General features: G+C 33.1%; 22 protein-coding genes. 11 read left to right on the forward strand and 11 right to left on the reverse strand.

The genetic code is table 11. From position 1 onward, the window contains the following. Positions 1 to 4: 4 nt before the first annotated feature. From ACFELV_RS01995 to ACFELV_RS02005, 3 genes are all read right to left on the reverse strand, one after another. On the reverse strand, positions 5 to 229 hold the full coding sequence (locus ACFELV_RS01995; protein WP_375326529.1) for a hypothetical protein: 225 nt from the start codon (positions 227 to 229) through the stop codon (positions 5 to 7). Positions 230 to 673: 444 nt separating this feature from the next. Then, positions 674 to 1,303: a bifunctional (p)ppGpp synthetase/guanosine-3',5'-bis(diphosphate) 3'-pyrophosphohydrolase gene (locus ACFELV_RS02000; RefSeq protein WP_375326530.1), complete on the reverse strand. Its 630-nt coding sequence runs from the start codon at positions 1,301 to 1,303 to the stop codon at positions 674 to 676. Between the two features lie 447 nt (positions 1,304 to 1,750). After that, positions 1,751 to 4,252 carry a valine--tRNA ligase gene (locus ACFELV_RS02005; RefSeq protein WP_375326531.1) on the reverse strand — a complete coding sequence of 834 codons (2,502 nt, stop codon included), beginning with the start codon at positions 4,250 to 4,252 and terminating at the stop codon, positions 1,751 to 1,753. Positions 4,253 to 4,351: 99 nt separating this feature from the next. Between ACFELV_RS02005 and ubiA the strand changes: the two genes are divergently transcribed. Both ubiA and ACFELV_RS02015 read left to right on the forward strand, forming a co-directional pair. Beyond that, positions 4,352 to 5,212, forward strand: coding sequence for a 4-hydroxybenzoate octaprenyltransferase (ubiA, locus tag ACFELV_RS02010; protein WP_375326532.1), 861 nt, complete (start codon positions 4,352 to 4,354; stop codon positions 5,210 to 5,212). 224 nt (positions 5,213 to 5,436) lie between these two features. Then, positions 5,437 to 5,889 carry a hypothetical protein gene (locus ACFELV_RS02015; protein WP_375326533.1) on the forward strand — a complete coding sequence of 151 codons (453 nt, stop codon included), beginning with the start codon at positions 5,437 to 5,439 and terminating at the stop codon, positions 5,887 to 5,889. A gap of 93 nt (positions 5,890 to 5,982) precedes the next feature. On the opposite strand, the gene ACFELV_RS02020 is transcribed toward ACFELV_RS02015, so the two are convergent. After that, positions 5,983 to 9,753, reverse strand: coding sequence for an autotransporter outer membrane beta-barrel domain-containing protein (locus tag ACFELV_RS02020; protein WP_375326534.1), 3,771 nt, complete (start codon positions 9,751 to 9,753; stop codon positions 5,983 to 5,985). 527 nt (positions 9,754 to 10,280) lie between these two features. Here ACFELV_RS02020 and rplU point away from each other — a divergent pair. The 7 genes from rplU (at position 10,281) to ACFELV_RS02055 (ending at position 15,159) form a co-directional block, all read left to right on the forward strand. Beyond that, positions 10,281 to 10,598, forward strand: a complete 318-nt coding sequence (gene rplU, locus ACFELV_RS02025; RefSeq protein WP_375326535.1) for a 50S ribosomal protein L21 — start codon at positions 10,281 to 10,283, stop codon at positions 10,596 to 10,598. 23 nt (positions 10,599 to 10,621) lie between these two features. Further along, positions 10,622 to 10,870, forward strand: coding sequence for a 50S ribosomal protein L27 (gene rpmA / locus ACFELV_RS02030; protein WP_375326536.1), 249 nt, complete (start codon positions 10,622 to 10,624; stop codon positions 10,868 to 10,870). Between the two features lie 66 nt (positions 10,871 to 10,936). After that, positions 10,937 to 12,184 (forward strand): aspartate kinase, encoded by a 1,248-nt coding sequence (locus ACFELV_RS02035; protein WP_375326537.1) that lies wholly within the window; start codon positions 10,937 to 10,939, stop codon positions 12,182 to 12,184. 17 nt (positions 12,185 to 12,201) lie between these two features. Beyond that, positions 12,202 to 12,819 carry a phosphatidylglycerophosphatase A gene (locus tag ACFELV_RS02040; protein WP_375326538.1) on the forward strand — a complete coding sequence of 206 codons (618 nt, stop codon included), beginning with the start codon at positions 12,202 to 12,204 and terminating at the stop codon, positions 12,817 to 12,819. 218 nt (positions 12,820 to 13,037) lie between these two features. Beyond that, the gene (locus tag ACFELV_RS02045) at positions 13,038 to 13,583 is read left to right on the forward strand and encodes a copper chaperone PCu(A)C (RefSeq protein WP_375326539.1); all 546 of its coding nucleotides are present in this window, start codon (positions 13,038 to 13,040) and stop codon (positions 13,581 to 13,583) included. 85 nt (positions 13,584 to 13,668) lie between these two features. Beyond that, on the forward strand, positions 13,669 to 14,574 hold the full coding sequence (gene lipA, locus ACFELV_RS02050; protein WP_375326540.1) for a lipoyl synthase: 906 nt from the start codon (positions 13,669 to 13,671) through the stop codon (positions 14,572 to 14,574). A gap of 3 nt (positions 14,575 to 14,577) precedes the next feature. After that, positions 14,578 to 15,159 carry a phospholipase D family protein gene (locus tag ACFELV_RS02055; RefSeq protein ID WP_375326541.1) on the forward strand — a complete coding sequence of 194 codons (582 nt, stop codon included), beginning with the start codon at positions 14,578 to 14,580 and terminating at the stop codon, positions 15,157 to 15,159. A 162-nt stretch (positions 15,160 to 15,321) separates the two neighbouring features. On the opposite strand, the gene prfB is transcribed toward ACFELV_RS02055, so the two are convergent. Continuing rightward, positions 15,322 to 16,423 (reverse strand): peptide chain release factor 2 gene (prfB, locus tag ACFELV_RS02060; RefSeq protein ID WP_375326542.1). Its coding sequence is split into 2 segments (ribosomal slippage): positions 15,322 to 16,353 and positions 16,355 to 16,423, totalling 1,101 coding nucleotides; the frame shifts between segments, so codons are not numbered across the junction. A gap of 106 nt (positions 16,424 to 16,529) precedes the next feature. Between prfB and lepA the strand changes: the two genes are divergently transcribed. Further along, positions 16,530 to 18,332 (forward strand): translation elongation factor 4, encoded by a 1,803-nt coding sequence (gene lepA, locus ACFELV_RS02065; protein ID WP_375326543.1) that lies wholly within the window; start codon positions 16,530 to 16,532, stop codon positions 18,330 to 18,332. Between the two features lie 174 nt (positions 18,333 to 18,506). Next, a complete protein-coding gene (locus tag ACFELV_RS02070; RefSeq protein ID WP_375326544.1) occupies positions 18,507 to 19,343 on the forward strand; it encodes a hypothetical protein in 837 nt (278 codons plus the stop codon). Positions 19,344 to 19,439: 96 nt separating this feature from the next. Here the strand turns inward: ACFELV_RS02070 and ftsY are convergent, their stop codons facing one another. From ftsY to ACFELV_RS02100, 6 genes are all read right to left on the reverse strand, one after another. Then, positions 19,440 to 20,351, reverse strand: coding sequence for a signal recognition particle-docking protein FtsY (gene ftsY / locus ACFELV_RS02075; protein WP_375326545.1), 912 nt, complete (start codon positions 20,349 to 20,351; stop codon positions 19,440 to 19,442). Next, entirely contained in the window at positions 20,348 to 21,301 is a 954-nt protein-coding gene (locus ACFELV_RS02080; protein WP_375327488.1) for an L-threonylcarbamoyladenylate synthase, read from the reverse strand. The genes ftsY and ACFELV_RS02080 overlap by 4 nt, the downstream gene beginning before the upstream one ends. Before the next feature lie 57 nt (positions 21,302 to 21,358). After that, entirely contained in the window at positions 21,359 to 23,377 is a 2,019-nt protein-coding gene (gene glyS / locus ACFELV_RS02085) for a glycine--tRNA ligase subunit beta (protein WP_375326546.1), read from the reverse strand. Between the two features lie 22 nt (positions 23,378 to 23,399). Beyond that, complete coding sequence (locus tag ACFELV_RS02090) at positions 23,400 to 24,167, reverse strand: hypothetical protein (RefSeq protein WP_375326547.1); 768 nt, start codon at positions 24,165 to 24,167, stop codon at positions 23,400 to 23,402. Between the two features lie 18 nt (positions 24,168 to 24,185). Beyond that, positions 24,186 to 25,853: an energy-dependent translational throttle protein EttA gene (ettA, locus tag ACFELV_RS02095; RefSeq protein WP_375326548.1), complete on the reverse strand. Its 1,668-nt coding sequence runs from the start codon at positions 25,851 to 25,853 to the stop codon at positions 24,186 to 24,188. 90 nt (positions 25,854 to 25,943) lie between these two features. Next, positions 25,944 to 26,483: a demethoxyubiquinone hydroxylase family protein gene (locus tag ACFELV_RS02100; protein WP_375326549.1), complete on the reverse strand. Its 540-nt coding sequence runs from the start codon at positions 26,481 to 26,483 to the stop codon at positions 25,944 to 25,946. Between the last annotated feature and the right edge of the window lie 248 nt (positions 26,484 to 26,731).

A 26,731-nucleotide genomic window follows, 5' to 3' on the forward strand; every position in this document is an offset into this window, starting at 1 on the left:
GCAGCTACCTTAACACTGGTCCGTATTGTAGCACAAGATATGATTGATGTGGTATCTCTAAATTACTGAGATTGAGTAAATTAATGATGTCACTTTTAAATTTATCATTAAAAATTTCTGGTGCCCCAAGTTTATCACATTCATAAACTACAGCTCTTATAGCATTGTATCCAATATCAATAGTGGCAGAGCGCATAAAAATTTGTTTACCCTTAGGTTCTGTTGACAAAATTTGTTAGACCCTTTTTTGGCATGTTTTTCCTTGCAAATTATAGGCAAATTTTTTGAAAACAGACCCTGTTGAGTTGTAATTAGTTTAAAGAGTAATTTAGATTGTGTGAAGGAAATTTTTATAGAAATGATATTTTAGTTAGTAATTTATTACATTCTCCTACTGCCTACCTCAAAATAACAATCAATTGTTGAAAAAACATGGTAAATATGTGTGTATAGGTTAATTTCTAATTTTATAACTTTTTTACTGCGATAATGAAGTTGATTATAGGACTTGAAATACTGTTCGCACCTGAAGAGTTGATAGACGATAGAATCAAAATCAAGAATTGCTAGGAGCCAAAGGGTCAAGGAGCAAAAGCAATACATATTAGTACGTTGCTACCTTAAACCCTGAAGACGACAACGCAATTCTTGATTTTCATCGAGTATATATCCCCTAATCGCTTTCCCCTTTGAGCTGCTTTTGGATTTCACTGAGGTTAATTAAACAATAATGCCAAAGATTCTTAATTTCTTTTTCATACGCCATCAAATCAAAGGTGGTCCAATCAAATTCTTCTAAAATCTTATAAGCTTTATGGACTGATATTTTACTTCTGACGGTATTAAATAATCTTTTGATTCTTTCTCCTTGTTCTTTCTTATACTCATTATGATTTGCCGCACCAAATTCTGCTATTTTATGCATTTGTTTAGTACGTATTTGGATTTCTATATTCCGTCCTGGAAAAGCATTCATTACAACTACATGTAAAGATTGATAACCGTTACCTTTAGGATTACTAATAAAATCTTTAAGCTTTTCTAAATTAATCTGGTAGATGTAATTTATGATACCCAAACTCTTATAACAATCTTCTTTAGTATCTACTATAATTCTAATGGCAATAATATCGGTTAATTCTTGGATATCAATACCCTTTCTTATCATCTTTTTAAGAATTGAATAAGGGTCTTTTAGCCTATATGATATTTTCGGTACTACATAATTTTGGGATAAATGCATACGAATTGTGCTAATAATATTATATAAACTTTCAGTATAATCATACAGCATAGAATGCATACCCTGCTTCCTCAAAAAGAAATAAAATACTTAGAGGAGCTAAATTAAATTTTAATGTGTTAAAAATTGTTTATCAACAAGTTTAGTAATATAACGCGTAGCTTATAAAAATAATACTTTCTTGCATTTGACTGAATTATTGTCAGGTAATTAAATCAGCTTAATCCAAAGTCACCTGTAGTTTTAATTATACCTATCTTTTGTATTACAACTTTATGTTTAAATATAGTAAAAATTATAAAAAAGAAATTAAAAATCTTTATTAAACAAGTTTTTTAATCCTAAAACTTTATTTTAAATATTCAAGAGCAAAATATAAAAAACATCATTTAATCTATAACTAATGTAAACTATTTAGCTAAAACAAGATAAGTATTACTGCTTCACTTGTCATCCCTATTTGTTATAATAGCTAAGTAAGACAAACCTAAATATCAGAGTAAATCCTTACTGTTTATGTAATAAAAAAACTATATTTACTATTATATCCTCATTTTCTAACACTTGTCCATTTGTTGAAAATTCTTTTACAAATTCTATTTTCTCAGCTGAAGTCACATTTTTAAGATCTAATATTAACTCAGCAGGTAATTTTTCTCCTATAATTTCTAGTAGTCTTACATCAGCTTTGACTGACAAATTCATCCCTGCTTTAGCTTTTCTTACTAAATCCAATATTTTAATCAATTGGTCCGCATGACTGAGACCTAGATTAGTAAAGAAATTTCCAATTTTAGGCCAACTACCTCTAGAGTGGATAGAATTCTTGCTATATAAAATTTGCCATATCTCTTCGGTTACATGAGGGATAAAGGGAGCTAATAATTTAAGTAAAACTTGTATTGTATGATATAAGGTAGCAACAGCACTATATTGCCCCTTATCATCTACATTTTCTTTATTGTAAGCTCTAGTCTTAGTTATTTCTAGGTAATTATCACAAAATACTGACCAGAAGAATTTCTCTATTAAATCGAGGCTATGGGCATATTCATAATTTTGCATATTAGCTTCAGTTTTATCTACGAGTTCGCTTAATTTAAATAGGAACCACTTATCAAGCTCATGATAAATTCTTGGTATGACCCCAGAAAGTTCAGCATTCTTATCTTGAGGTTCTAACTTATCAAAATGGATAGAAGCAAATTTGCAAGCGTTCCATAATTTGTTAACTAGCCGCTTACCATTTTTTATCACATCTTCTGAGTAGGCACTATCTGCTCCAAGCTTAGATTTAGCACTCCAATAACGCACTACATCAGAACCATATTGGGCCAGCAATTCTTCAGGGATAATAATATTGCCTTTAGATTTTGACATTTTACTGCGATCACTCGCTAAGCACCACCCGCTAACCATAATATTTTGCCATGGCAGTGTGTTCTCATGTAGCTGCGCTTTTAAGATAGTATAAAAAGCCCAGGTTCTGAGAATTTCATGAGCTTGGGGCCGTAAATCGGCAGGAAATATTTTATTATGCCTAGCTAGATCTACACTAAAATTTTCTGAGATTCCGTGACTGCTTAATTGCGGGGTAACCGCACTAGTTGCCCAAGTATCCATAACATCACAATCTGCCTCCACCTCTTCCCTAAGATAGCCAATTGGCAGATCAACAAGTGGATCAACAGGTAAGCTGGTAATATCAGCAAATAAAGGTTTTCCTTCTTCCCCTATTTTTTTTGAATACCAAACAGGAAATGGTACCCCAAAATAACGCTGGCGACTTATGCACCAATCCCAAGATATACTACTTATCCAATTCTCTAATTTGATTTTCATATTTTTAGGGTGCCAATTCAACTCATTAGCACGTTGCATTAAAATATCTTTATGCTTTATTGTATGCACAAACCATTGAGGAGTAGTAAGTATTTCTAAGGGAGCCCCAGAACGTTCAGCACATTTCACAGTTTGCGTAACTTCTACTTGCTTAATTAACAAATTTTCTTTTTGTAAGATTTCTATAATTTTTTCTCTTGCATCTCTTACTTTTAACCCATTCAGCTGAGAATAAAAAAGGGAATTAGAGGTTTCTTTTGGGAGATTGATACAACCTTTTTTATCTATAATAATTTTCAAAGGTAACTGATATGTTTTCCACCAACTGACATCCGTAGTATCCCCAAAGGTACAACACATCACAAGGCCAGTACCTTTATCTATTTGCACTAAATTATCTGCTAAAATGGGTACTTTGCTACCAAAAAGTGGGGTGATAGCAAAATGTCCTTTCAAGCCCTTATACCTTATATCATTTGGATTGTAAAATATCGCAACGCAAGCAGGTAGTAACTCAGGTCTTGTAGTGGCAATAATTATCTCAAGACCATGATCAGTATTAAAGATAATATCATGCATCAGAGTAATTCTTTCTTTATCCTCAATATCCGCTTGGGCTAAAGCAGTGCCATCTACGGGATCCCATAATATCGGTTGATTATTACGATAGACTTCTCCTTTTTGCACTAAATCTAAAAATGACATCTGTGATATTTTACGAGACAATGGATTAATAGTTTGATATTCTAAATTCCAATCAACTGATAAAGCTATTTGGTTAAATAGGGCACGAAACTTTTTTTCCTCGGAAATAATGACCTCTTGGCAAATATCAATGAATTTATGCCTCTCTATATTAGAAGCTTTTATTTGCTTTTGCTTTTCTACTAACCGCTCAGTAGGTAAGCCATTATCATCAAAGCCTATGGGATAAAAGATATTTTTCCCTAACATCCGTTTGAAACGAACAATAAAGTCTACTTGGGTATAGCTATATACATGACCTATATGTAATTGCCCTGAGACAGTAGGAGGCGGAGTGTCTACTATAAAACTATTTTCTCGCGTATCATTAGGATCCCATAAATATACTTTTTGTTCGTGCCAAAATTTTTGCCATTTTTTTTCGCTTTCTATGAAGTTATAATGTTTTGGAAATTCCGCCATAATTAAAAATTATTATAATTAAATTAGGCAAAGATATCATAGTTAGCTTAAGATGCCAATTAGATAAACTTCAATTATAACTGCAACATAGTGAAAGTAATGTTCAATAAGATATTTTTATTATTAAAATTAATGAGATTGCCAAACCCTACAGGGTATATGGCTTCATTTTTTCCAGCATATTTTGGATTATTTTTGACCACAACTTCCCATCAAGAGTTAATAGGATTACTAATATTATTTTTTCTTGGCAGTGTGATTACTCGAGGGGCTGGTTGTATTATTAATGATATTTTTGACAAGGACTTTGATAAATACGTTTTAAGAACACAAAATAGACCTTTAGCAAATGGCTCACTTACGGTTAAAGAAGCGCTATTGTTTTTAGCTATATTATTATCTGGTTCTTTAGCCATCCTATTATCATTAAATACAACTTCAATTTATCTAGGTTTTATTGCCTTTATCATGATAGTTTTGTACCCATTAATGAAGAGAATTATTTACCTACCTCAAATATTTTTAGGACTAGTATTTAATTTTGGAGCTTTAATTGGCAGTAGTGCAGTAATTAACAAAATTTCTTTAGAATCTTTTATTATGTATATTGGCTGCTGCTTCTGGACTATTGGTTACGATACTATATATGGCTTTATGGATATAAAGGATGATAAAAAAATTAAAGTTAAATCAATGGCCATCTTTTTAGAAAAGAAAAATTACCGATGCCATTTATATATTTACTATACTATTTTTATAATATTATTCTTATTAGCTAATAATATTGCGCACAAACAGGTTAATTACCTAGCTGTATTAATTGCTTATATCTTATTAATTTGGCAAGTAACAACCTTAAAAATCACTGACCCCAATAATTGCCTTATTAGGTTTAAAAATACCAATTATGTTGGGATAGCACTGGCATTAAGTTGCTGGGGAGCAGGAATAAATTATTAACTTTTCCTAAAATTTTAATCTTTTTAGCAATGACATTAATTATTTTTGTTGACAGGCTTTTTGGGGGTAGTATAGAGTGTTTGCTGATGTATCAAACTTAGTTTTTTAATTTTAAATAAAGAAGTTTACAATTAAAAAATCTGATATATAAATCTAAGCGGTTTAGCTTGAACCATAACTTTGACAATCAACTTAAAAAAAGATAAATAAGGTAGGTATCTATTATGTCAAAATCACCACAACAAACAGCACAAAGTAATCTTAAAAGACAGCCCCCTGGCGGTACTCTTTTAAGTGTAAAAGTTCAGCAGGATGGTAACAGTATGGAAATAACTTATAATGAATTAGGAAAGGGAGCAATGAGATTAAATATGAAGCCTAGGGAAGAAGACATGCAACAAACCGCGGGTACCATCGTAGAAGCAGCACTAGATTATTTAAACAGTGGCCAAATTGAACAAGTATCAAGCTCAAATTTGGACGCTGAAGCAAAAAGTCAGTTAAGTGATGCATGCGAGATTCGTAAGGTTAATCATGAGGCTACATTCTATATTAATAATAAAGATGATATGCAAGGTTATAAGGTATGGTATGGAGAGGACACAATAGAGTCAACTGAGTATCGCCTGCAGGTAGAAAAAGAGGTGCATATTATAGGGGAATTTACTGAGATTTGATAGAAAGGCCAGATAAAAATTAAAATGCGATATAAAAACATTTATTTTTATGTCGCATCTAGGCTCAGTATTATAAAACTTTTTCCACAAGATTTATAAATTAACTCTGAGCTTTAAACTACCTTGATGAGCAATATATTTTTTAGCAAGATCAACATTATATGCTACTCCATATTCCATCATTTTATATCTAGCAGTTAAGCTAGTACCGATATTATAATACCTTCTATTAGGGTTAATTGTCTTACTAGGTAATGGTTGGTCTAATCCCCCTAGTCTTGCTTCAATTAGTGGAGATTTTCGTTTTAAAGCATAGTGAAAATAACCATGAAATTCTGGTATTAATGCTATGTCATTTAATGCTACAGAAGTTAAAGCTCTAAGCCCTACTAAACTCTCTAATTTATGGTACTTTCTTTTTTGATAAGTTGCATTTAGAAAAGAGGTCCCTGTGATCTGATAGCCAGAGTCAGCAAAATGTGAATATCTTAAACCTATTAAGGGAGTGAGTACTAATTGATTAGTAGTTTGGTAATTATATCCTGCTAGTAGTTTTCCTCCATAATAAGTGGTTTTATACTTACCAACAGCTGTTTCCATAATATTTCTATTAGCACCAGTTGCTATTAAGTGCCCTTCCAAATTCTTAACTTTAGTCCTCCCATAAGAAAATATTCCTTCAACCAGCCAGTTGCTTGGGAAATTATATGAACTGTATAAAGAAAAGATATTAATTCTTCCTTTAGTTTTATCTCCAGCTTTTTGATTTTTATAGGACATTTTAGTGTTTAACCTACTATATGCAGCACCAATAAGGAAATTATCATTTATGAACGTATCAATTCCGATTATAGCTCCAAGTGATTTTAATTTATAACCACTAACTCCTTCTTGCATTTTTTGAGTAGCATACCCATATAAAGGGCTCCCCCAAATTCCATATTGCCGTGATTCATCATCTCCGGCACCAATAGCCCGTTTTGGAGAAAAGGCCATTCGGAGCGTAGCATGGTTACTAGTTTGTAACACACCTTCTTCTGTCATTTCACTGAAGGTATTAATTAGGGGGCTCTGTCCAATAGCTACTGCTGGGCTAATTAGTTTGTCCATGCTTACATCAGTAGCATTTTGGTCTGTGCTGATAAATCCTAAACTATTTTTATACTGTCCAGCTTCACTATTTGAATCAGCAGTAAGCAGTTGAGTAATAAGCTGCTGCTGCAGTGGGGGAGCACTTCTCACGCTACGCCTTAACACTTCATTTGATACATCCTGTGCCCTTAATGTTAAAGTCTCAGGATCCATTACCCATCTTACAAAATTATTTTCTTCATTTATTTCGACAATTATTTTATCCTGCTCAATTAAAGGTACAGTACCATTATCACTCACAAATAATTCATGTAGAGCGCCAGGAAGGTTATTTATATCAGAACGTGCTGCTACTTTAACAAGCAGCTGATCTACTGCTGTTAAATCCATGGTTCCTAGACCTTGAATTTTAATATGACCACCAGTGCTAGTGGCAGTATTATAGAAAAGATGAATTGCTAGATCTCCTACTAATACTGCATTCCCTGAGTATCGGAGTTGATTAGCCCCAAGATCTAACGTTAAATTTTGCGCTTGTAAATTCCCCAACATATTTATATCATTATTAACTATAATGATATGCGCGTTATCAGCGGTAATATTAGTTGCAGAAATATCTCCTTCTAATATCGTCAATTTTTCTGGAGCGAAATTAACTGCAGCTGCGTTATTTATTTTTTGTTGAAACCAGGTGTCACTTGTACAATTAATATGCCCATTATTAATCGGACTTTTAATTAAGGTGGAGGTAGAAAAATTCACCGTACTATCAGCTGCTAAATTAAGACCCAGTGGTGCATCAATTACTGTATTAAAATTAAAAGACTCGGCAGTGCGGGCTGAGGGTACTCCATCTATAATTGAAGCAGCTATATCAGTAGAGCGCAGTTTAGTACCAGAAAAAGTTACAGTTTTGCCCTCAGCAACCCTCATAGTATTAGCATAAACATCTCCTTTGACTTCCAAATTACTTTCAAAAATTACCTCAGATAATTTCAAGTCACTTGATCCTACTTCATAAGTAAAGTTACCATCTGCATTAAACAGCACTTTACCAGTGTTATTGACTGCCGTAGATATGTTCGAATGGACATCATTACTGTTAATGGTAATTTGTTTATCATTTTGTAGTTGAATGTCTTTTAGCCTATTAGTATCTGAGCCAAACGGTGCTGCTAAAGTATCAAAATCCTCCTTAATAACTAATGTGTGAAGATTATTGCCTGTAGTGGTAACCCCTGCAGTTATAGTACTTGCCTTAGACAATGTTAAAGTTGACTCCTTATCACTAGAAAATAATACTTTTCCTACTGAAACCTGCTCATTAACTTCTACATCCCCATTGGCTATTTCTATAGTATTTATTTGATTGAGCTCACCAATTTTACTATTCACCACAATATTACTATTATTATCAAACTTAACCTTACCTTGGTTATTATCGAGGCCCCTAATATTTTGAGCTGTTGTATTATTATTAAATATAGCAGTGGCGCCATTACCTATAATTATATTATCTGCTTTGACCTCTTCTTCAAAAGTGGTAGTACCATGCTGTATTTGTATGTCACCGACCGGGTTATCCTTACTTCCCACTATGCCGCTAATGCGATTAATATCACCTCCCGTAAATGTTAAATTAAGTGGCTGACCACCTGTTGCATTAATACTACCTTCTAAAGTAAAGTTAGAAGCAAGGGATAAGGTGCGGCTACCATTACCCTGAATTTCCTTAATTTTATGAGCACCGCTAATCAGTTTTACCTCTCCTTTCCCTACTGACAATTTGCCTAAATCTCTAATTACCCCTTGTTCAATACTACCCGCTCCCAGGAATATTATCTCATTATTAATAGCACCTTGCTGACTAATATTTCCTACTATCTTTTGTCCATCTGCAACCCTTAATATTGCAACCTTATTATTAAGATCTATAACATCCTGGTCATTTAATTCAAAATCCTCAGCAAAGAGTATATTATTGCTAAATAACGAGCCCTTTATATTGAAAATGCCAGGCTTCTTAATATGAGTATTAGCGGCATAAACATCCTTTAAAAAGTCTACTTGCTGAGTTGTATCCAAATTTATACTATTTAGAGGGATATTTTTACTAGCAACCTCTTGTTCTATCTGACATGGGCCTAAAATTTCCACGATTCCAGAACTAGCAGCATTTGCAATAATCTTACCAGGGAGGTTAATTTTTGCCTCACTGCCCGGCGCAGCAATATTATCAGTAGGCTCAATTATCAGCTTTCCTTGCTTTCCTTTTATTGTGATATCGCCTACTCCCTTATAAACATTTGCCCCTGCTTTAAATCCATGGAGCTCTTTAGTAGCTGGAGCACCGGTCAATTTTAATGTTTTTCCCTTACCTATTATGATAGGTAAAGTACCATTTAAGATAGAACCAATAGAAGTGTCTTTCTGAATTACCAAGGCCTTAGCATTCTGCCCGGCTAGGTTTATGGCAATAATATTAGCATTCGGAGCATTAGCAACAAGCGCATGCTCGCCCTTATAGGTGATTGCTTTGTTGAGAGGATCCTTAACATATACATCTTTAATATACTCTCCTAGTTGATCTATTTGCTGCCAATTAGCCAAGCCAGCCTTATCAGTGAATGTAGCATCCTTTATTATTGCTACTCCATCTAACGCAGGAACGCCCGATGTTTCTACTGCTGTACTATAGTTACTAAAAGCAGTGACAATTGAAATAATTGATGCTTTAGTTAATAAATTCTTATGGAATTTTTTTCTATTCATATTTAACCTTTCTATTTTGTATTTATAAAGAATATAGCAAGGCAAAAGTATAGGCTTAGAGGTAAGGAATCCAAAATTGCAGCTATAGTCTGCGGTATTTAGCTAGTGATACCATAAATTTTGTAGGGTTTTTGTTGTGATCACGATTCCCTATATGGTTTTCACAGCCCCCGATTAAAATTCAAGTATCTTTAACTAAATCACTTTGGCTATAATATAAAAAACTTAATTTTTACTTATTATTTTTACAAACTTATAGAGCAATAGCGCTACAATTCAACTTGAAGTAAAACATTTACCTTCTAGGGCTATATCCAATTGTAATGATAGACAAATTTAAACATAAATTTACATTAATAGTTGCTAAACCTTTAATTTTTAGTAATAAAATATAAATATCATTTGAAAACCGTGATAATAATGTTACAAAAATGCTTTTTACAAACAAGGAATAAGTATTGACTTAAAAAGTTCAGGGTAATATAATGCCGTCTTAATATTTGTTTAAATTTATGGGATATTTTTCTATGTTCGCAGTTATTAAAGCAGGCGGGAAGCAATATAAAGTCGGCAAAAATAGTGTTATAAAAGTAGAAAAAATTGATGGGGAAAAAGGATCTACAATCCAACTTGATCAAGTATTGATGCTAGGGGAAGATTCTAAACCTTCTTTTATAGGAACTCCAATGGTTAAAGGAGCACTAGTTACTGCTGAAATTACTAATCAGTATAAAGATAGTAAGATTATTGTTTTTAAGAAAAAACGACGTCAGAATTATCGCCGTAAAACTGGGCATAGACAAGAATTGACCGAACTAAAAATATTAGACATTACTAAACAATAAGCATAGATTAGGAAAATTAAAAAATGGCAACCAAAAAAGCTGGTGGTAGCTCCAGGAATGGTAGAGATTCGGCTGGTCGTAGACTAGGAGTTAAAAAATCTGATGGGCAATATGTAATACCAGGTAACATAATTGTAAAACAACGTGGAACTAAAATTCATCCAGGCAGAAATGTAGGACTTGGGAAAGATCATACCATATTTTCTTTAATTGAAGGGGTAGTGAAATTTTCTAGCAAAAGAGACTATAAAATAGTTAATGTTGTACAGTAAAATAAACAGTAATCTTTAAAATTGATATATCAATTCTTCAGGTTTTGTCAATCTAATACCTGACTTATGCCATTAATAGTTCAAAAATTTGGTGGGACTTCGGTTGCTAATATTGCAAGAGTAAAAGAAATTATTCCTATTATCAAATTTGAGAAACAATGCGGTAATGAAGTAATAGTAGTTGTATCTGCAATGGCGGGAGTCACAAACCAATTAGTTACTTTATGTAATGAAGTTTCTAGCCTTAAAACAAACTCCCAACTAGCAGAGTATGACATTGCTTTATGTAGCGGTGAAATGGTAACCGCTGCTCTACTAGCTCTTAATTTACAAGAAGAAGGAATGTTAGCTAGATCTGTATTAGCATGGCAACTTCCCATTCTCACTAATAATAACCACGGTAAGGCGTTAGTAACATATTGTTCTACGGATTTATTAAAAAAATGTTTAGATCAAAATATTATTCCAGTTGTTGCAGGATTCCAAGGAATCACTGAACATAATAGAGCCTCTACTCTCGGAAGAGGAGGATCTGACACCACTGCCTCAATAATTGCGGTAGCCATGCAGGCCATTAGATGTGATATATATACTGATGTGCTTGGAGTATTTACTTCCGATCCACGAATTGTGCCACAAGCAAAAAAATTATCGCAAATTAGTTTTGAAGAGATGCAAGAATTTGCTTCTTGCGGCGCTAAAGTATTACACTCACGCTGTTTAGAAATAGCCACTAGGTATAAAGTACCTATACGCGTTTTATCATCCTTTTTACCTCATGACCCTAATTCAGCAGAAAATACTGGCACCTTAATTACATCTAGAGATCAAATTATGGAAAACAGCCAAATTACTGGTATTACTTCTAATAAAAATTTATTAAAGTTAACAATAGATGCATTAGCAGAACATGACAGCCAAAGCTATATAAATTTTTATCAAATTTGTAATTTAATTGCTAACCATAATATCCATCTAGAGTTAATGGAAAATATTGAAAATAGTAAACAATATAATTTTATTGCTTCATTATCTGACAAAAATAAACTCCAATATTTATTAGAGGAATTAAAACGCAATAACCAAATAAATAATTTCATTATTGATACCCAAATAGCAATAGTGTCAATAATCGGCTATGGGATTAAAAATGACCATAAGCTAGTTAGCATAATATTAGTTGCCTTAGAAAAATTTAACATTAAAATCAATATGATACAAGTATCAGAAATTAAAATTTCTCTCTTAATAACAGATACTGATAATGAAATAACAATACGATGCTTACATCAATTATTTGAGCTAGAAAAATAATTTTTATGAGAAAAAATATGTTTTATAATAAACTCACAGAATTTGTTGTCACCTTTTCCTACATAGGGAAGATAAAATACTGCCCTGGTACTTTTGGTTCCTTAGCAGCCTTTCCTTTGTGCTACTTAATTTTTCTATATTGTTCAACAGAAAATCCTCTAGCTTTTTTGTTTACAAATTTTTCCATGCCGGCTGCCCAAACTATTACTACTCTTATTATAGCTTTTTTAAGTTGCATATTGTTATTCATTATAGGAGTATATTTTTCTTCCCATTATTCGAAACATATTAGAAAAGAAGAAGACCCATCAGAAGTAGTTATTGATGAAATCGTAGGGCAGATGCTAACAATAATATTAACTTCTTTTTCGGTATTATTTATTCATTGGTCAGGACTTACCCAATATTTAAGTGAAGAGTTTATTAATTGGATATTTATATTTATTTTACCTTTTATTTTATTTAGATTTTTCGATATAATAAAACCGTGGCCAATAAATTGGTGCGATAAAAATATTAAAGGCGGCATTGGTATTATGTTAGATGACGTGCTAGCCGCAATTTTTGCTTCTGTGCTACAATATGCTATAACTTTTATCATAATAGAGTGGAGTGGGTACGGCAGGTTCGGTTGACAAACATTAAAGAAGTGGTGGCAATCTGATTATAAAATACAACCCCTATTCAGAGCAGCAGGATAGTAAAATAAGCTGTTAAAGTCCTTCAGGAAATCTATTGAATTAGGGCATTTTTACTTATTTTAACACCAATTTGTTGGTCAAAATCATGATTCTTATATCGAATTGCAACTCAATAATGTATAATTAATTGGATAATTAACTTACAGGTATATATGACACTTCAAAAGATAATAATATTATTTACAATTAGTCTTGGTGTCAGTGGAACCATATGTTTTGCTGATATAAATAATACTCCTGCAACTGTTATTGTTCCAGAAACGCAAGGAAGTAAAGTAACAGAACCGCCATTCACTCCACCAAACTGTTCAATCTCCGATAGCCTTATTGAAATAGTAGAAGCTTGGGCAAGGCCCTCTATAACCAGTAAAAATAGCGGTAATAATAACTCGGCTATATATTTTGAGCTTCATAATAACTCTGATATTGCCTATAATTTGGTCAAGGCTACCTCTAGCGTTGCTAATAAAGTCGAATTACATAAGAGTTTTGTGGATGAAAAAGGTATTAGCAAAATGATCAAACTTGATAAGTTAGTAATTCCTGCTAAAGGGAAAGTGATTCTTAAACCAGGAGATTTACATATTATGCTGTTAGATCTAAAAAATACCTTAAAGGTCGGTGAGAAATTTGATTTATTTTTATATTTTGATAATGACGTGCAAAAAATTGTTAAAGTAGAAGTAAAAACTGTCTAGAATTTAAAAGCTGCCGGTAAAAATTTCCTGCACAGAATTTAAGGTTAAAGAACAATATTGTTTTATAATATAATCTTAAACTAATATGACAACTATAGTTAAACTAGAAGATATTAAAGTAAACAAGCGGCCAAGCTGGATAAAAGTTAAAGCTCCAAATTCTTACCAGTATCATGAGACTAAGAAGTTAATTGAAAGTTTAAAATTAAATACTGTCTGTCAGGAAGCCGCTTGCCCTAATATAGGTGAGTGCTGGTCTAAAAAGCACGCCACAGTTATGATTCTTGGCTCTGTATGTACCCGTGGCTGTACTTTTTGTAATGTCAAAACAGGGAGACCAGATTTATTAGATCCACATGAACCTCAGAGATTAGCCCAAGCAGTACAACGATTGAATCTAGAGCATGTAGTCATTACATCAGTTGATCGAGATGATTTGGAAGATGGAGGAGCTAAGCATTTTGCTAGTTGTATCAAGGAAATAAGAATGGTTGCTCCTAACACTACAATTGAGATTCTTACCCCAGACTTTCTTAAAAAAGCTGGGGCAGCCGAGATTCTTGCTGCAGCCAAGCCAGATGTGTATAATCATAATGTGGAAACTGTTCCTTCGTTATATAAAACTGTTCGGCCAGGAGCAAGGTATTATAACTCATTAAGTTTATTGCATAATATAAAAAAGCTGGATGATAATATTTTTACTAAATCCGGTATGATGGTGGGGCTTGGTGAAAAAAATGATGAAATTATTCAAGTAATGGATGACTTAAGAGAGGCTAAAGTTGATTTCTTAACTATAGGTCAATATTTACAGCCTACTAAAAATCATGCTGAAGTTGCACGATATATCTCACCAGAAGAGTTCAAATATTTCGAAAGAGTTGCAAAAATTAAAGGCTTTCTGATGGTTGCGGCAAGCCCACTAATCAGATCTTCGTATCATGCTGGTGACGATTTCCAGAAATTAAAAAATAATAAATTCTCAGCCTAAAAAATGTCCAAAATAGTTGGCAAGTATAAACTTAAGTTACCGCTTATAGTAGTAGCGTTTTTAGGAGGCATAGCTCTTGGGGTAGGATATAACGAGTTATATACACCAGTTTCACCTACTGCTTGGCATAGCACTCACACTGAAACTGATACTATCAATGTCTGTTTTACACCACCATCTGGTTGTGGCTCCTTAATAGCTAAAGAAATAGCGAAGGCTAAAGAAAGCATTTATGTTCAAGCATTTGGTTTAACTTCCCAAAAAATAGTTGAGCAATTAATTCAAGCTAAACAAAATGGTGTTCAAATACACGTATTATTAGATCGTAGTAACTTAAGTGATAAATATTCTAAAATGAGCGAATTAAAGCGTGCAGGTATCGAGGTATCTATAGATAGAGTGCCGGGTATTGCTCATAATAAGGTCATGATTATTGATAAAACTAAAGTAATTACTGGCAGCTTTAATTTCACTAATGCTGCTGATACTAGAAATGCTGAAAATGTGCTATTAATCGAAAACAGCGATATTGCAGCAACTTATTTACGCAGCTGGTACAGTCGTAAAGAAAAAGTCAAAGAATGAGTAGTTAGGTTCTTATACCATTTCCCAAAACTAAATTAGCACTAGGAATACGAGTGCCTGCTAGCTGCGCGTACAGACGTATATGTGAGGAGCAGAAGATCATGAAGTACGACAAACGTAGATGATTAGTTTTCGGAAATGGTATTATATCTTAGAAATATATTAACCTCCTACATTTCTAGAAAGACTAGCAGAAACAAATTTCTCTAAATCCCCGTCCAGTACTCCTTTAATATCCGAAGTTTCATAGTGAGTGCGTAAATCTTTTACCATTTGATAAGGTTGCAACACATAAGACCTAATTTGGTGCCCCCATCCATTATCTGTTTTAGAGGCATTTTGTTCATTAAGATCCTCGTTACGTTTTTGCAATTCACGCTCATATAGTCTTGCTTTCAGCATTTTCATAGCTTGAGCTTTATTTTTATGCTGCGATCTATCACTTTGACATTGAGTTACTATATTAGTAGGTAAATGGGTGATTCTTACCGCTGAATCAGTGGTATTAACATGCTGCCCTCCTGCCCCAGAAGATCTATAAGTATCAATCCTTAGGTCTTTATCCTCTATTACAATCGATATATCATCATCAATTTCTGGGTATACCCAGCTGCTAGCGAAACTAGTCATCCTTTTGCCTGCTGCATTAAACGGGGAAATCCTAACTAGCCTATGAACTCCTGATTCAGTTCTAAACCAACCATATGCTTGATAACCATTAATTTTAATAGTACATGATTTTATTCCTGCTTCCTCACCATTAATCAGATGAATAATTTCTAGCTTGAACCCTAGCCTTTCTGCAAAGCGTAAATACATGCGCATCATAATTGAAGCCCAATCATGGCTCTCTGTACCTCCAGCTCCTGCGTTAATTTCTAAGAAACAACTATTACTATCAAATTCTCCGGAGAATAAGCACTCGACTTCAAACTTTTCTGCAATAATTGCCAGTTTTTTTAAATCCTCCTGATTTTGTTCTAAAATTTGTTGATCATTCTCTATAAGTGCTAGTTCTTCTAGTTCTAAACATTCATTAAGAGAAGATTGGAGTTGTTTAAAGGAGTCAAGCTTACTCTCTAATACTCGTTTTTCTTTTAGAATATCTTGCGCCCTGTCTTTATTATTCCAAAGTCCGGGATCTTCTGAAATATCTTGTAACTCTGAAAGTCTTTTCGTTGCATTATCAAAATCAAAGTGACCTCCTGAGCAGTTCTAGTGACTGTTCTATTTTTTCTATATAATTTTCAATTTCAGCACGCACTATTAATTTTCCTACTATAATATGGTATTTTGCTATATATTAACTTCAATTCTATACAAATCTATATAAATAGCTTCATTAAACTCAACATTATACTAAAAATCTAATGAATAATCAAAAGCTTATCAGAAATTTTTCTATCATCGCCCACATAGATCATGGCAAGTCTACTTTAGCCGACCGGCTAATTGAATATTGCGGGGGGCTAGCAGCCAGAGAAATGAGTCAACAAGTTCTTGACTCCATGGATATAGAAAAAGAGCGAGGTATTACTATTAAAGCTCAAACGGTCAGATTAATTTACCAAGCAAAAGATGGTAATAAATATTATCTAAATCTTATGGATACCCCTGGGCATGTAGATTTTTCCTATGAAGTAAGCAGATCGCTAGCAGCTTGTGAAGGTTCTCTATTAGTAGTAGATAGTAGCCAAGGGGTGGAGGCTCAAACTCTAGCCAACGTCTATCAAGCAATTGACAATAATCATGAAATTATTCCAGTATTAAATAAAATTGATTTGCCTGCCGCTGACCCTGACAAAACTAAAGCTCAAATAGAAGATGTAATTGGTATAGACGCCAGCGATGCCGTATTAATCTCTGCAAAAAGTGGAATAGGTATTAAAGACGTACTTGAAGCAATTGTGGGTAGGTTACCCTCTCCTAAAGATAGCCAAACCGATATCTTAAAGGCATTGTTAGTAGATAGTTGGTATGACCCTTATCTTGGCGTAGTGATTTTAGTCAGAATAATTGATGGAAGCTTACGTAAAAATATGCGCATCAAGATGATGGCTACCAATTCTAGCTATAACGTTGAAAATGTTGGATATTTTACCCCTAAAAGGCATATTACCGATATATTATATGCTGGAGAAATAGGTTTCTTTACTGCTTCAATAAAGCAAGTAGCTGATTGTAAAGTTGGGGATACCATAACTGACGAAAAAAAGCCTTGCTTAGAAGCTTTGCCTGGCTTTAAACCCCATTTACCGGTAGTGTTTTGTGGTTTATATCCTTCCGAAGCTTCTCAATTTGAACATTTAAAAGACTCGTTAGCAAAATTAAAACTTAATGATGCTAGCTTTGACTTTGAGCTTGAGAGCTCCACTGCTTTAGGTTTTGGTTTTCGTTGTGGTTTTTTAGGATTATTACACTTAGAAATCATCCAAGAAAGATTAGAACGAGAATTCGATCTTGACATGATTACTACTGCCCCTAGCGTAGTATATAAAATTAATATGCGGGATAATAGTCAAATAGAAATACATAACCCGGCTGATTTACCTGCTGTCCAAAATATAGACTCAATGTTAGAACCGTGGGTTAAAGCCACAATATTTGTCCCGGATGAATTTTTGGGCAATGTATTAGCTTTATGTACTGATAAAAGAGGTGTTCAAGTAGAATTATCTTACGTAGCTGGTAGAGCAATGGTGATTTATAAATTGCCATTAAATGAAATTGTATTTGATTTTTATGATAAGTTGAAGAGTTATACCAAAGGCTATGCTAGTTTTGATTGGGAAATGGATAGTTATCTAGTAGGAGATTTAGTGAAATTATCTATCTTAGTTAATAGTGAACCTGTTGATGCTTTATCTACTATAGTACATCGCACGCGAGCGGAATATCGAGGACGAGAATTATGTAAACGTCTTAGTAACTTAATACCAAGACAATTATTCCAAATTGCTATTCAAGCGGCTATTGGTAGCAGAATAATAGCTCGAGAAACTGTTAAAGCTATGCGCAAAGATGTTCTATCCAAATGTTATGGTGGTGATATCACACGTAAACGTAAATTGTTGGAAAAACAAAAAGCTGGTAAAAAACGTATGCGTAATATAGGGAATGTAGAAATTCCCCAATCTGCCTTTATTGCTGCCCTCAAAATAGGAGATGAGTAACAGCAATATTCTATTTTTTATTTTCAAAAGATTTAAGAAAACTTAAGATAATAATAAATTATTAAAAATGTCACACCCTTTAAAGTTTATTTAATATTATGTAAATTAATTAATAGTATTAATAGCTATATAAATGTATAAATTTTTAATATAACTAATTAAGAAGGTATTAACATGCGTATATTGAATTTTAATTTTGTAGAAAAATGGTGTTCAGATAAGATTAGAGAATTAGATTGGGGAATAGCTCACATTAAACAATGGGAGCCCACTTATCCGGATTTAATATATAAGAGTAACTATAATATGTTAAAAAGTACATTAGTCACAGTATTGGTTGTAAGTGTTGCTGCTACTCATGCTCAGCAATTTTCAGTTGTAAATGCGACAATAAATGATACTCATGCGATTACTACCACTCAACATGGGGAAGAATTATTAACAACTATTGTTACAAATAATTATACTACTTACATCAATCATGAGGTTAATGGGAAGTTTCTAGGGCAAACCAATAAGTATTATGACGGTAGGAAGGAGGTTATAGCTCCTTATGGCGCTGGTAAGGCAACTAAGTATACAAAAAAAGGTAGTCATGATATAAAAGTTACATATGCAGATGAGAAGGGTAGCGTATATAGAACAGAGACCTTACATGCTAATAATACATTTTCAGTAGATTTTTTGAATGGTACGACAAGCTCAATCGATGATGAAGGCACTATAATAGAGACCGATTCTAACAAAACCCAAACAACTTATTCTAATGGGACTAAGGTAACTACGACTAAAACCGCGCCAATTACAACCATTATCACCCATCCTGATGGATCAAAAACAACAAAGTTTGAAAAAAATGGTACTATTATAGAAGAAGACAAGCATGGGGGTAAAATATTGAACAGGGGAAATATTACTAAAATATCATATAATGACTCTCAATTAAATATAGGTCAAAATCAATGGGAGCTTGAATTAGCAGGTGATGATGATCACCACCAAGAATTATAATTTTAAGGCAAAATATATAAACGGCAAAAAGGTTGAAGGATTGAAGAAAATGCCTAATGAGAAGCAATTTCTATTATGCATTTTTCCTTCTTCTCACTAATTATTGCCTACTAAACTATTAGCGAATAAAACCGGGTTAAACGGTTTTAAATCTTCTATTCCCTCTCCTATTCCTATAAAATATATCGGCAAGCCAAATTTTTGAACCGCTCCCACCACTACCCCCGCTTTAGCAGTCCCATCCAATTTAGTAACAATTAAGCCAGTTATATTAGCAACAGCCTTAAATTGCTCTATTTGATTATATATATTTTGACCAGTAGTAGCATCTATTATTAAAATATTATGATGAGGAGCAGTTTGATCAACTTTCTTAATTACTCTTATAATTTTACCAAGTTCATCCATAAGATTTTTATGATTATGTAACCTTCCTGCAGTATCAATAAATAATACATCAATATCATTCTTGAGAGCAGATTGTATTGCTAAATAAGCAACGCTAGCAGGATCTGCTAATTCTTCACCAGTGATAAATACCGCCCCACTCTTCGTGGCCCAACTAGCTAATTGACTAACAGCAGCGGCTCTAAATGTATCGCAAGCAGCAATGGCTACTTTTTTCCCTTGCTGAGAATAACTAGTAGCTAGCTTACCAATAGTAGTGGTTTTGCCTGAACCATTTACTCCGCAAACAAGAATTACATTAAGCTTAGTAGGCAACAATTCAAATTCATGTTGTTGATCTAGCATATTAACGATAATTTCCGCTAGTTTTTCTTTAATTATAGCTGAGCTGGTCTCAGGATCAAATTTTATGGATCGCAGCTTACCTACAATCGCAGTAGCTACTGAATGAGTGATATCAGAAGATATTAAAAGCTCTTCTAGTTCATCTAAAGTTTGTTCATCAAGCTTTTTTTTATAAAATATTTTGTCAATACCAGAAGCTATCTTATCTGAACTTTTAACTAGTGCTTGTTTTAATTTACTAAATAAAGAAATCATGTTATTTCAGCAGCTCTTTTAAGTCGGTCATTAATTGCAGCCCCTATACCAATTTTTGGTATTTTTGCTACCGCAATTGTTGATATTTTATTTTGTATAGCATAGTGATCTAATAATCTAAGTTTTAAATAGAGATTTGCTGCTGCTTCAATTAAATCGCCATTTATACTTAAATTAACAGAAAAATTACTATTAAGCTTGCTATCAGCAAAATTAAGTCCTATTTCCTTATCTTGTAAACTAACAGCGTTCATCCTTAATTTTACCTTGGGCGAATAATGTTTGAGCAGCATACCAGGAGCTTTAATTTGCATTAAAGATCCACAGCTAGTGATTTGTCTATCAATAACTTTTTCTAACGCTTCTCTAGTAATAGAACCTTCTCTTAAAATAGCTAAATCGGTAGCAGTAGTATACACTATAGTGGACTCAAGCCCATATTGAGATTGATACCTATCCTCTATTAAAATAAACACCTCTTTTTCATGCAAGAAATGTTCTTGCACATGCGGCAAGGTAGTAGAACTTATATAACCAGAAGGATTAGCGCTAGGAGCTGCTATTGGCACTCCAACTCTTGTGATTAATCCTAGCGCAATATAATGTGCAGGGCAACGCAAAGCAATTGTAGTAAGCCCGGCTAGTACACTCCTGGCTATTTTAGCACTACTTTTTATTGGCACCACAATGGATAAAGGTCCTGGCCAAAACATATTAGCTAATTTTAGAGCATCTTCACTAAATTCACCAATAGTTTGAGCTTGTTCTAGGCTCTTAACATGCACAATCAATGGATTAATACTAGGGCGACCTTTGATTTTAAAAATCTTCTGGCAAGCTCCTTCATTGGTAGCATCCGCCCCCAACCCATATACAGTTTCTGTAGGAAAAGCTACTAAATTGCCAGATTTAATAAAATCGGCTGCTTGATCTAATGCGGCACGGTTAATAGCTTTCACAATTCAATTCTTTATTATTAATTTTACCCTTACTATATTTCACTAGCCTTATAAAATATCGAAGTTTGCTAATTTATTAAATAACTGCTTAACTATTTGAAGTAATAACAAACGATTATTAGAAATAATAGGATCAGAATCTTTTACTAATAAATTATCAAAAAATTCATTGATAGGTTTTAATATTTCTAGCAATATCCCAAATGCTGCTGAAAAATCCCTTTCGGCAATATAATAATCTACTTGCTTAGTAATATATTTTAAAGAAATAAATAGCTGTTGTTCATAATTAGAGATAAAAGCATCTTGATTAATTTCACCTTCTCTATCTATGCCTTCTAATATATTGTTAGCTCTTTTGTAAATAGTTAATAAATTATTACCATTTTCTCCTTCCAAAAGTTTTTGTAGAGCCTCAATCTTCCTTTTACTTATTACTAGATCTTCTTCTATATTGAAGTCGATTATAGCATTAATTAGCGGCATATTATAGTGATCTTTAAAATAATATTTTGCTCTTTCTGCTAGGAAGGATAAAATTAATTGACTTTTTGTATTCTCGAAATCTTCTCTAGATAAAAATTGATACAAAGAAATAGTATGGGCAACTAATTGCTTAATATTGATTTTTAATTCATTACCTAAAATTATTCTAATAATACCTCCAGCTTGCCGTCTAAGAGAATAAGGATCTCTGGAGCCACTTGGTTCCTCTCCTATTAATATTAGGCCCACTAAACTATCTAATTTATCAGCAATAGCTATTATTGCTGCGTCTGTTAAGGGCAAATTATCCTTAGATCCTTGCGGCTTATAATGGTCCCTTATTGCTATTGCAATATCCTCGTTTAACCCTTCTGCTTTAGCATAATAGTGTCCCATAATTCCTTGCAACTCAGGAAATTCTCCAACCATTTCACTGGTTAAGTCGCTTTTACAGAGTCTAGCTGCTATTTGTAAATTCTGATTCTTGGGGCTGATAAACTGACAAATACTGACAATTCTGTCAATTTTTTGTCTTATAGTACCAAGCTGCGCATGAAATGTTATTTGGGCAAGTTTCGGTAAGCGTGTTTCTAAACTATACACCAAATCTTGCTGATAAAAATAAAGAGCATCTGACAAACGAGCAGATAGTACTTTCTCATTGCCCCTAACTATAGTATATTCGTCAGAAAGCATATTACTCACAAACAGAAAATAAGGCGCAAAATTACCCTCTTTATCAAAAGTACTAAAATATTTCTGATGAGTTTTCATAGAACTAATAAGTACTTCACTGGGTAATTTTAAAAATTTTTCTGGTATTTTTCCAACCATCACCACTGGCAATTCTACTAACCCTGTTACTTCTTCTAGTAACTTTTCATCTTTCTTTATTATTAAATTAAGCGCGCTAGCTATTGAATCTAACTGCATTACAATTGACTCCTTACGCTCTGCTTGATTTAAAATAACTTTTGCTTGCACTAACTTGCACTCATAATCAGCAAAATTATTCACCTCTATGGCGCTTGGTTGAATAAACCTATGACCAAAAGTAAGATTATTAGCAATTAAATGCCCGTATTTTATAGGTAGTACCTTACCATCAAATATACATAAAATATTCCTAAGAGGTCTAACCCAATCTATATCATAATTTCCCCACTTCATTGATTTGAGCCAAGTATATTTACTAATTGCTTTAACAATTATCTCTGATAGCAAAATACGTATATCAATTGGCTGCGTTTGTTTTTTCAGTATATAATATAATTGGTCTTGCACTAATAGCGTAGAGAGATTTTTTTTATCAATATTATTAGACCGGCAAAATCCCGCTACAGCTGATTCTGGGGCAGAAACTTTTGGACCGCGTATTTCTACTGTTTTTAAAGGGATAATATTTGGTAAATTCGGGATATAGACAGTGAGCCTACGCGGACCAATATATACTTGCACTTCTGCAGATATCTCATTTTCTTGCAGTAAGCTGATAAATATATTCTTATAAGCTTCAGCTGCATTTTTCTGCATTAAAGCAGGTATTTCTTCGCTAAAAAGTTCCAATAATAGTTCACTCATAAATTAATTTTCATATTCATTTTTAATCTTGGTGTGAGTGTAGAGCTATAAGAGTAGTAGGATCTAGTAATTCATTTGCAACTTCAGCAAGTATATTACTCTCATTCAGTGTATCAGTATCGTTTGTAGAATTAGAGGTAAAATAATTATGAATTTTCTCTGCTGCCCATAAATAAAACTTAATCACTGGAATAGTTACCAGATATTTTCCTAAATCTCCATCCCATACTTTGAAAATCGTATCTATCATGCTTAAATCATCACTTATCTTATTCTCTGCTACATATTTTACATAAGGATCTTCTCTAAACTCATTTCCATCTCTATAACTCTCTAATTTATCATAAAATGTATCCATATCTCTTTCAATGTCATCAGTATAATTAAAGGATGTTGGAGGTTTTGCAGGAACGAGCCTACGTAGGATATAAAAATAATCTACGCAAAGTTTTGAATGAGTATTAGAAAGCTCATCGCTTGGTATTAATTCATAGTGCTTAATTTTCTGAGTACTAAGACTAGATAGTAGATTCTGATCTTGAAGATCTTGTAGCGGCTCCTCACCTTCTAATGTCTTTATTTCCAAAATATGCCTATCTATTTTATCTAATAATTCCTTTTTTCCAGAGAAGGACCATTTTAAAAAAAGTAAATTCCAGTCATTCCGACTAAGTTCCCTTAATTCTTGCTGATAATTAATGCGCTCTAATGCTAAATCCAAGGTAACACACTGTTTTATTAATTGTTCTTTAGATAAAGATAGTGCTATAGTATTTATTGCTTCTTCCATGGTTTTCCCCTTTTTTAATTACACCAATTTTTTATGACGATATTTAGGACTGCTAACATTCTCACCTGTTAAAGTCCCTATGTAATCATGATAATCTTGATAATTTCCTTCAAACCAGGTAGCATTACCCTCTTTATCATAAGCAATAATATGAGTAGCGATTCTATCTAGAAACCAACGATCATGACTTATCACTAAAACGCAACCCGCGAAATCTAAAATTGCATCTTCTAGAGCTCGCAAAGTATCCACATCCAAATCATTTGATGGTTCATCTAATAATATAACATTGGCTCCTTCTTTTAGCAACTTGGCGATATGTACTCTATTACGTTCTCCACCTGATAGTTGCCCTACTTTTTTTTGTTGATCTCCCCCTCTAAAGTTAAATGCTGCGCAATAAGCCCGGCTTTTCATTGATTTAGGTCCCAGCTGTAAATCCTCAAGACCTTCAGAAATTTCATCCCATACTGTTTTATTATCATCTAAATGATCTCTAGATTGATCCACATACCCAAGTTTGACTGTTTGTCCTAATTTAATTGTGCCGTGGTCTGGCGGTATCTTTCCAGTAATAATATTAAATAAGGTGGATTTGCCCGCCCCATTTGGCCCAATTATCCCTACAATAGCACCTGGAGGAACTTTAAAGCTAAAATCTGATAACAAAACTTTATCAGCAAATCTTTTACCTATATGTTCTGCTTCTATCACTAAATCGCCAAGACGAGGACCATTAGGTATAATAATTTGCGCTGTCCCGGTATTTTGTTCCTTTTGTCTAGTTAACAACTCTTGATAAGCAGTAATTCTGGCTTTACTTTTTGTTTGCCTAGCTTTTGGCGACTGGCGTATCCATTCGAGTTCTCGTTTTAGTTGTTTATTCCTATCATCTTCTTCTTTATCTTCAAGCTCTAATTTAGCCTGTTTTTGCTCTAACCAAGCAGTGTAATTAGAATGCCAAGGAACACATCTACCACGATCGACTTCTAATATCCAATCTGTTACATTATCCAAAAAATAACGATCATGGGTAATTACTACTACCGTACCTTTATAATTTTTCAAATAATTTTCAAGCCAAGATACTGACTCAGCATCTAAGTGGTTAGTAGGCTCATCAAGTAATAACATATCAGGCTTTTCTAATAAAAGCTTACATAAAGCTACTCTCCTTTTCTCCCCTCCAGAAATTTTTATAACATCCGCATCCTTATCAGGACATCTCAAAGCAAGCATAGCAATATCTATTTCTCGCTCCAAGCTCCATGCGTCACAACTATCTATTTTTTCTTGAAGATCAGCTTGTTTTTCTAAGAGTTCGTTCATTTCATTGTCCGACATCTCCTCAGCAAATTTATAACTTATTGCATTAAACTCATCAATTAAAAGCTTTTTCTCTTTTAAACCTTCCATAATATTTTCAAATACGTTCTTGCTGGAATCTAGATGAGGTTCCTGTTCTAAATACCCTACCTTGATACCGCTTGCTACAAAAGCTTCTCCATCATATTCCTTATCAATGCCTGCCATAATTTTTAGAAGAGTAGATTTTCCTGCTCCATTTGGCCCTATTATTCCAATTTTTGCTCCTGGTAAGAATGATAAATGGGTTTCTTTTAAAATTTGTTTACCATTAATAGTTTTACTTAAACCATTCATAACATAAACATATTGATATGACATAATACTCCCTTATATTTTTATATCTTAATTGAGGATAAGATTAGGATCTGTGAATTGCTTTAAACTTTTATTTAAAACTGTAAGCAATTATTATAACTTTTTACTTAATATGATAGCCAATTTACACATTGTTTTTATTATATTTTTTATTAAGGAACCTGCTAACATTTCCTCATTTTTCTGCTCTAATGCTATATCTTTATGCTCTACTTCCTCTAGCTGAAATTGTTTAATATTAGCTAGCAGGTCTCGTTCAATATCATTACTTTCTAGATAATCTATCTGATTTTGATAATGTTGTTCAATAACTTCCTCTATCCCTTGCGTTAGTAACATAGCTGTTTTATTTCCCATTAAAGCTGAAATACTCCCTAGCGTATAACCAATAGCATGCCAAAATGGGATAAAAATAGTGGGTCTAACATCTTGTTTTAGTAATAGATCATTAAAATATTGAAGATGTGCTTCTTCCTGCTCTAACATATGTTTTATTGTAGTATAATCTCTTTGGTTGTTAATATAATTTAACTGCCCTTGATAAATCCTTTTTGCTCCGTATTCTCCAGCATGATTTACTCTAATTATTTCTTTTATAATATTAGCGGAATCAGTAAAATCAGGTCTTGCCATTATACTTCAATATTTACTTTAAAATTATTATTACTTTTATCCAGAATAGAACTAAGTTTAATTCAACAAAAGGCATCACGAGCAGAAGAATTTCTATCACAAAAATTCTCAAAATACAACTCTGAGTCTTCTCGATCATTATTTTACTTGAATTCCCTTAGTTAATATACATTTAAATTGACAATTTTCTGTTATCTCAATATAAAGAGAGCTATTTACAGTATTAGATAAGAAGTATATTTTTCTTA

This window comes from Candidatus Tisiphia endosymbiont of Nemotelus uliginosus, from assembly GCF_964264835.1.
GTDB lineage: Bacteria > Pseudomonadota > Alphaproteobacteria > Rickettsiales > Rickettsiaceae > Tisiphia.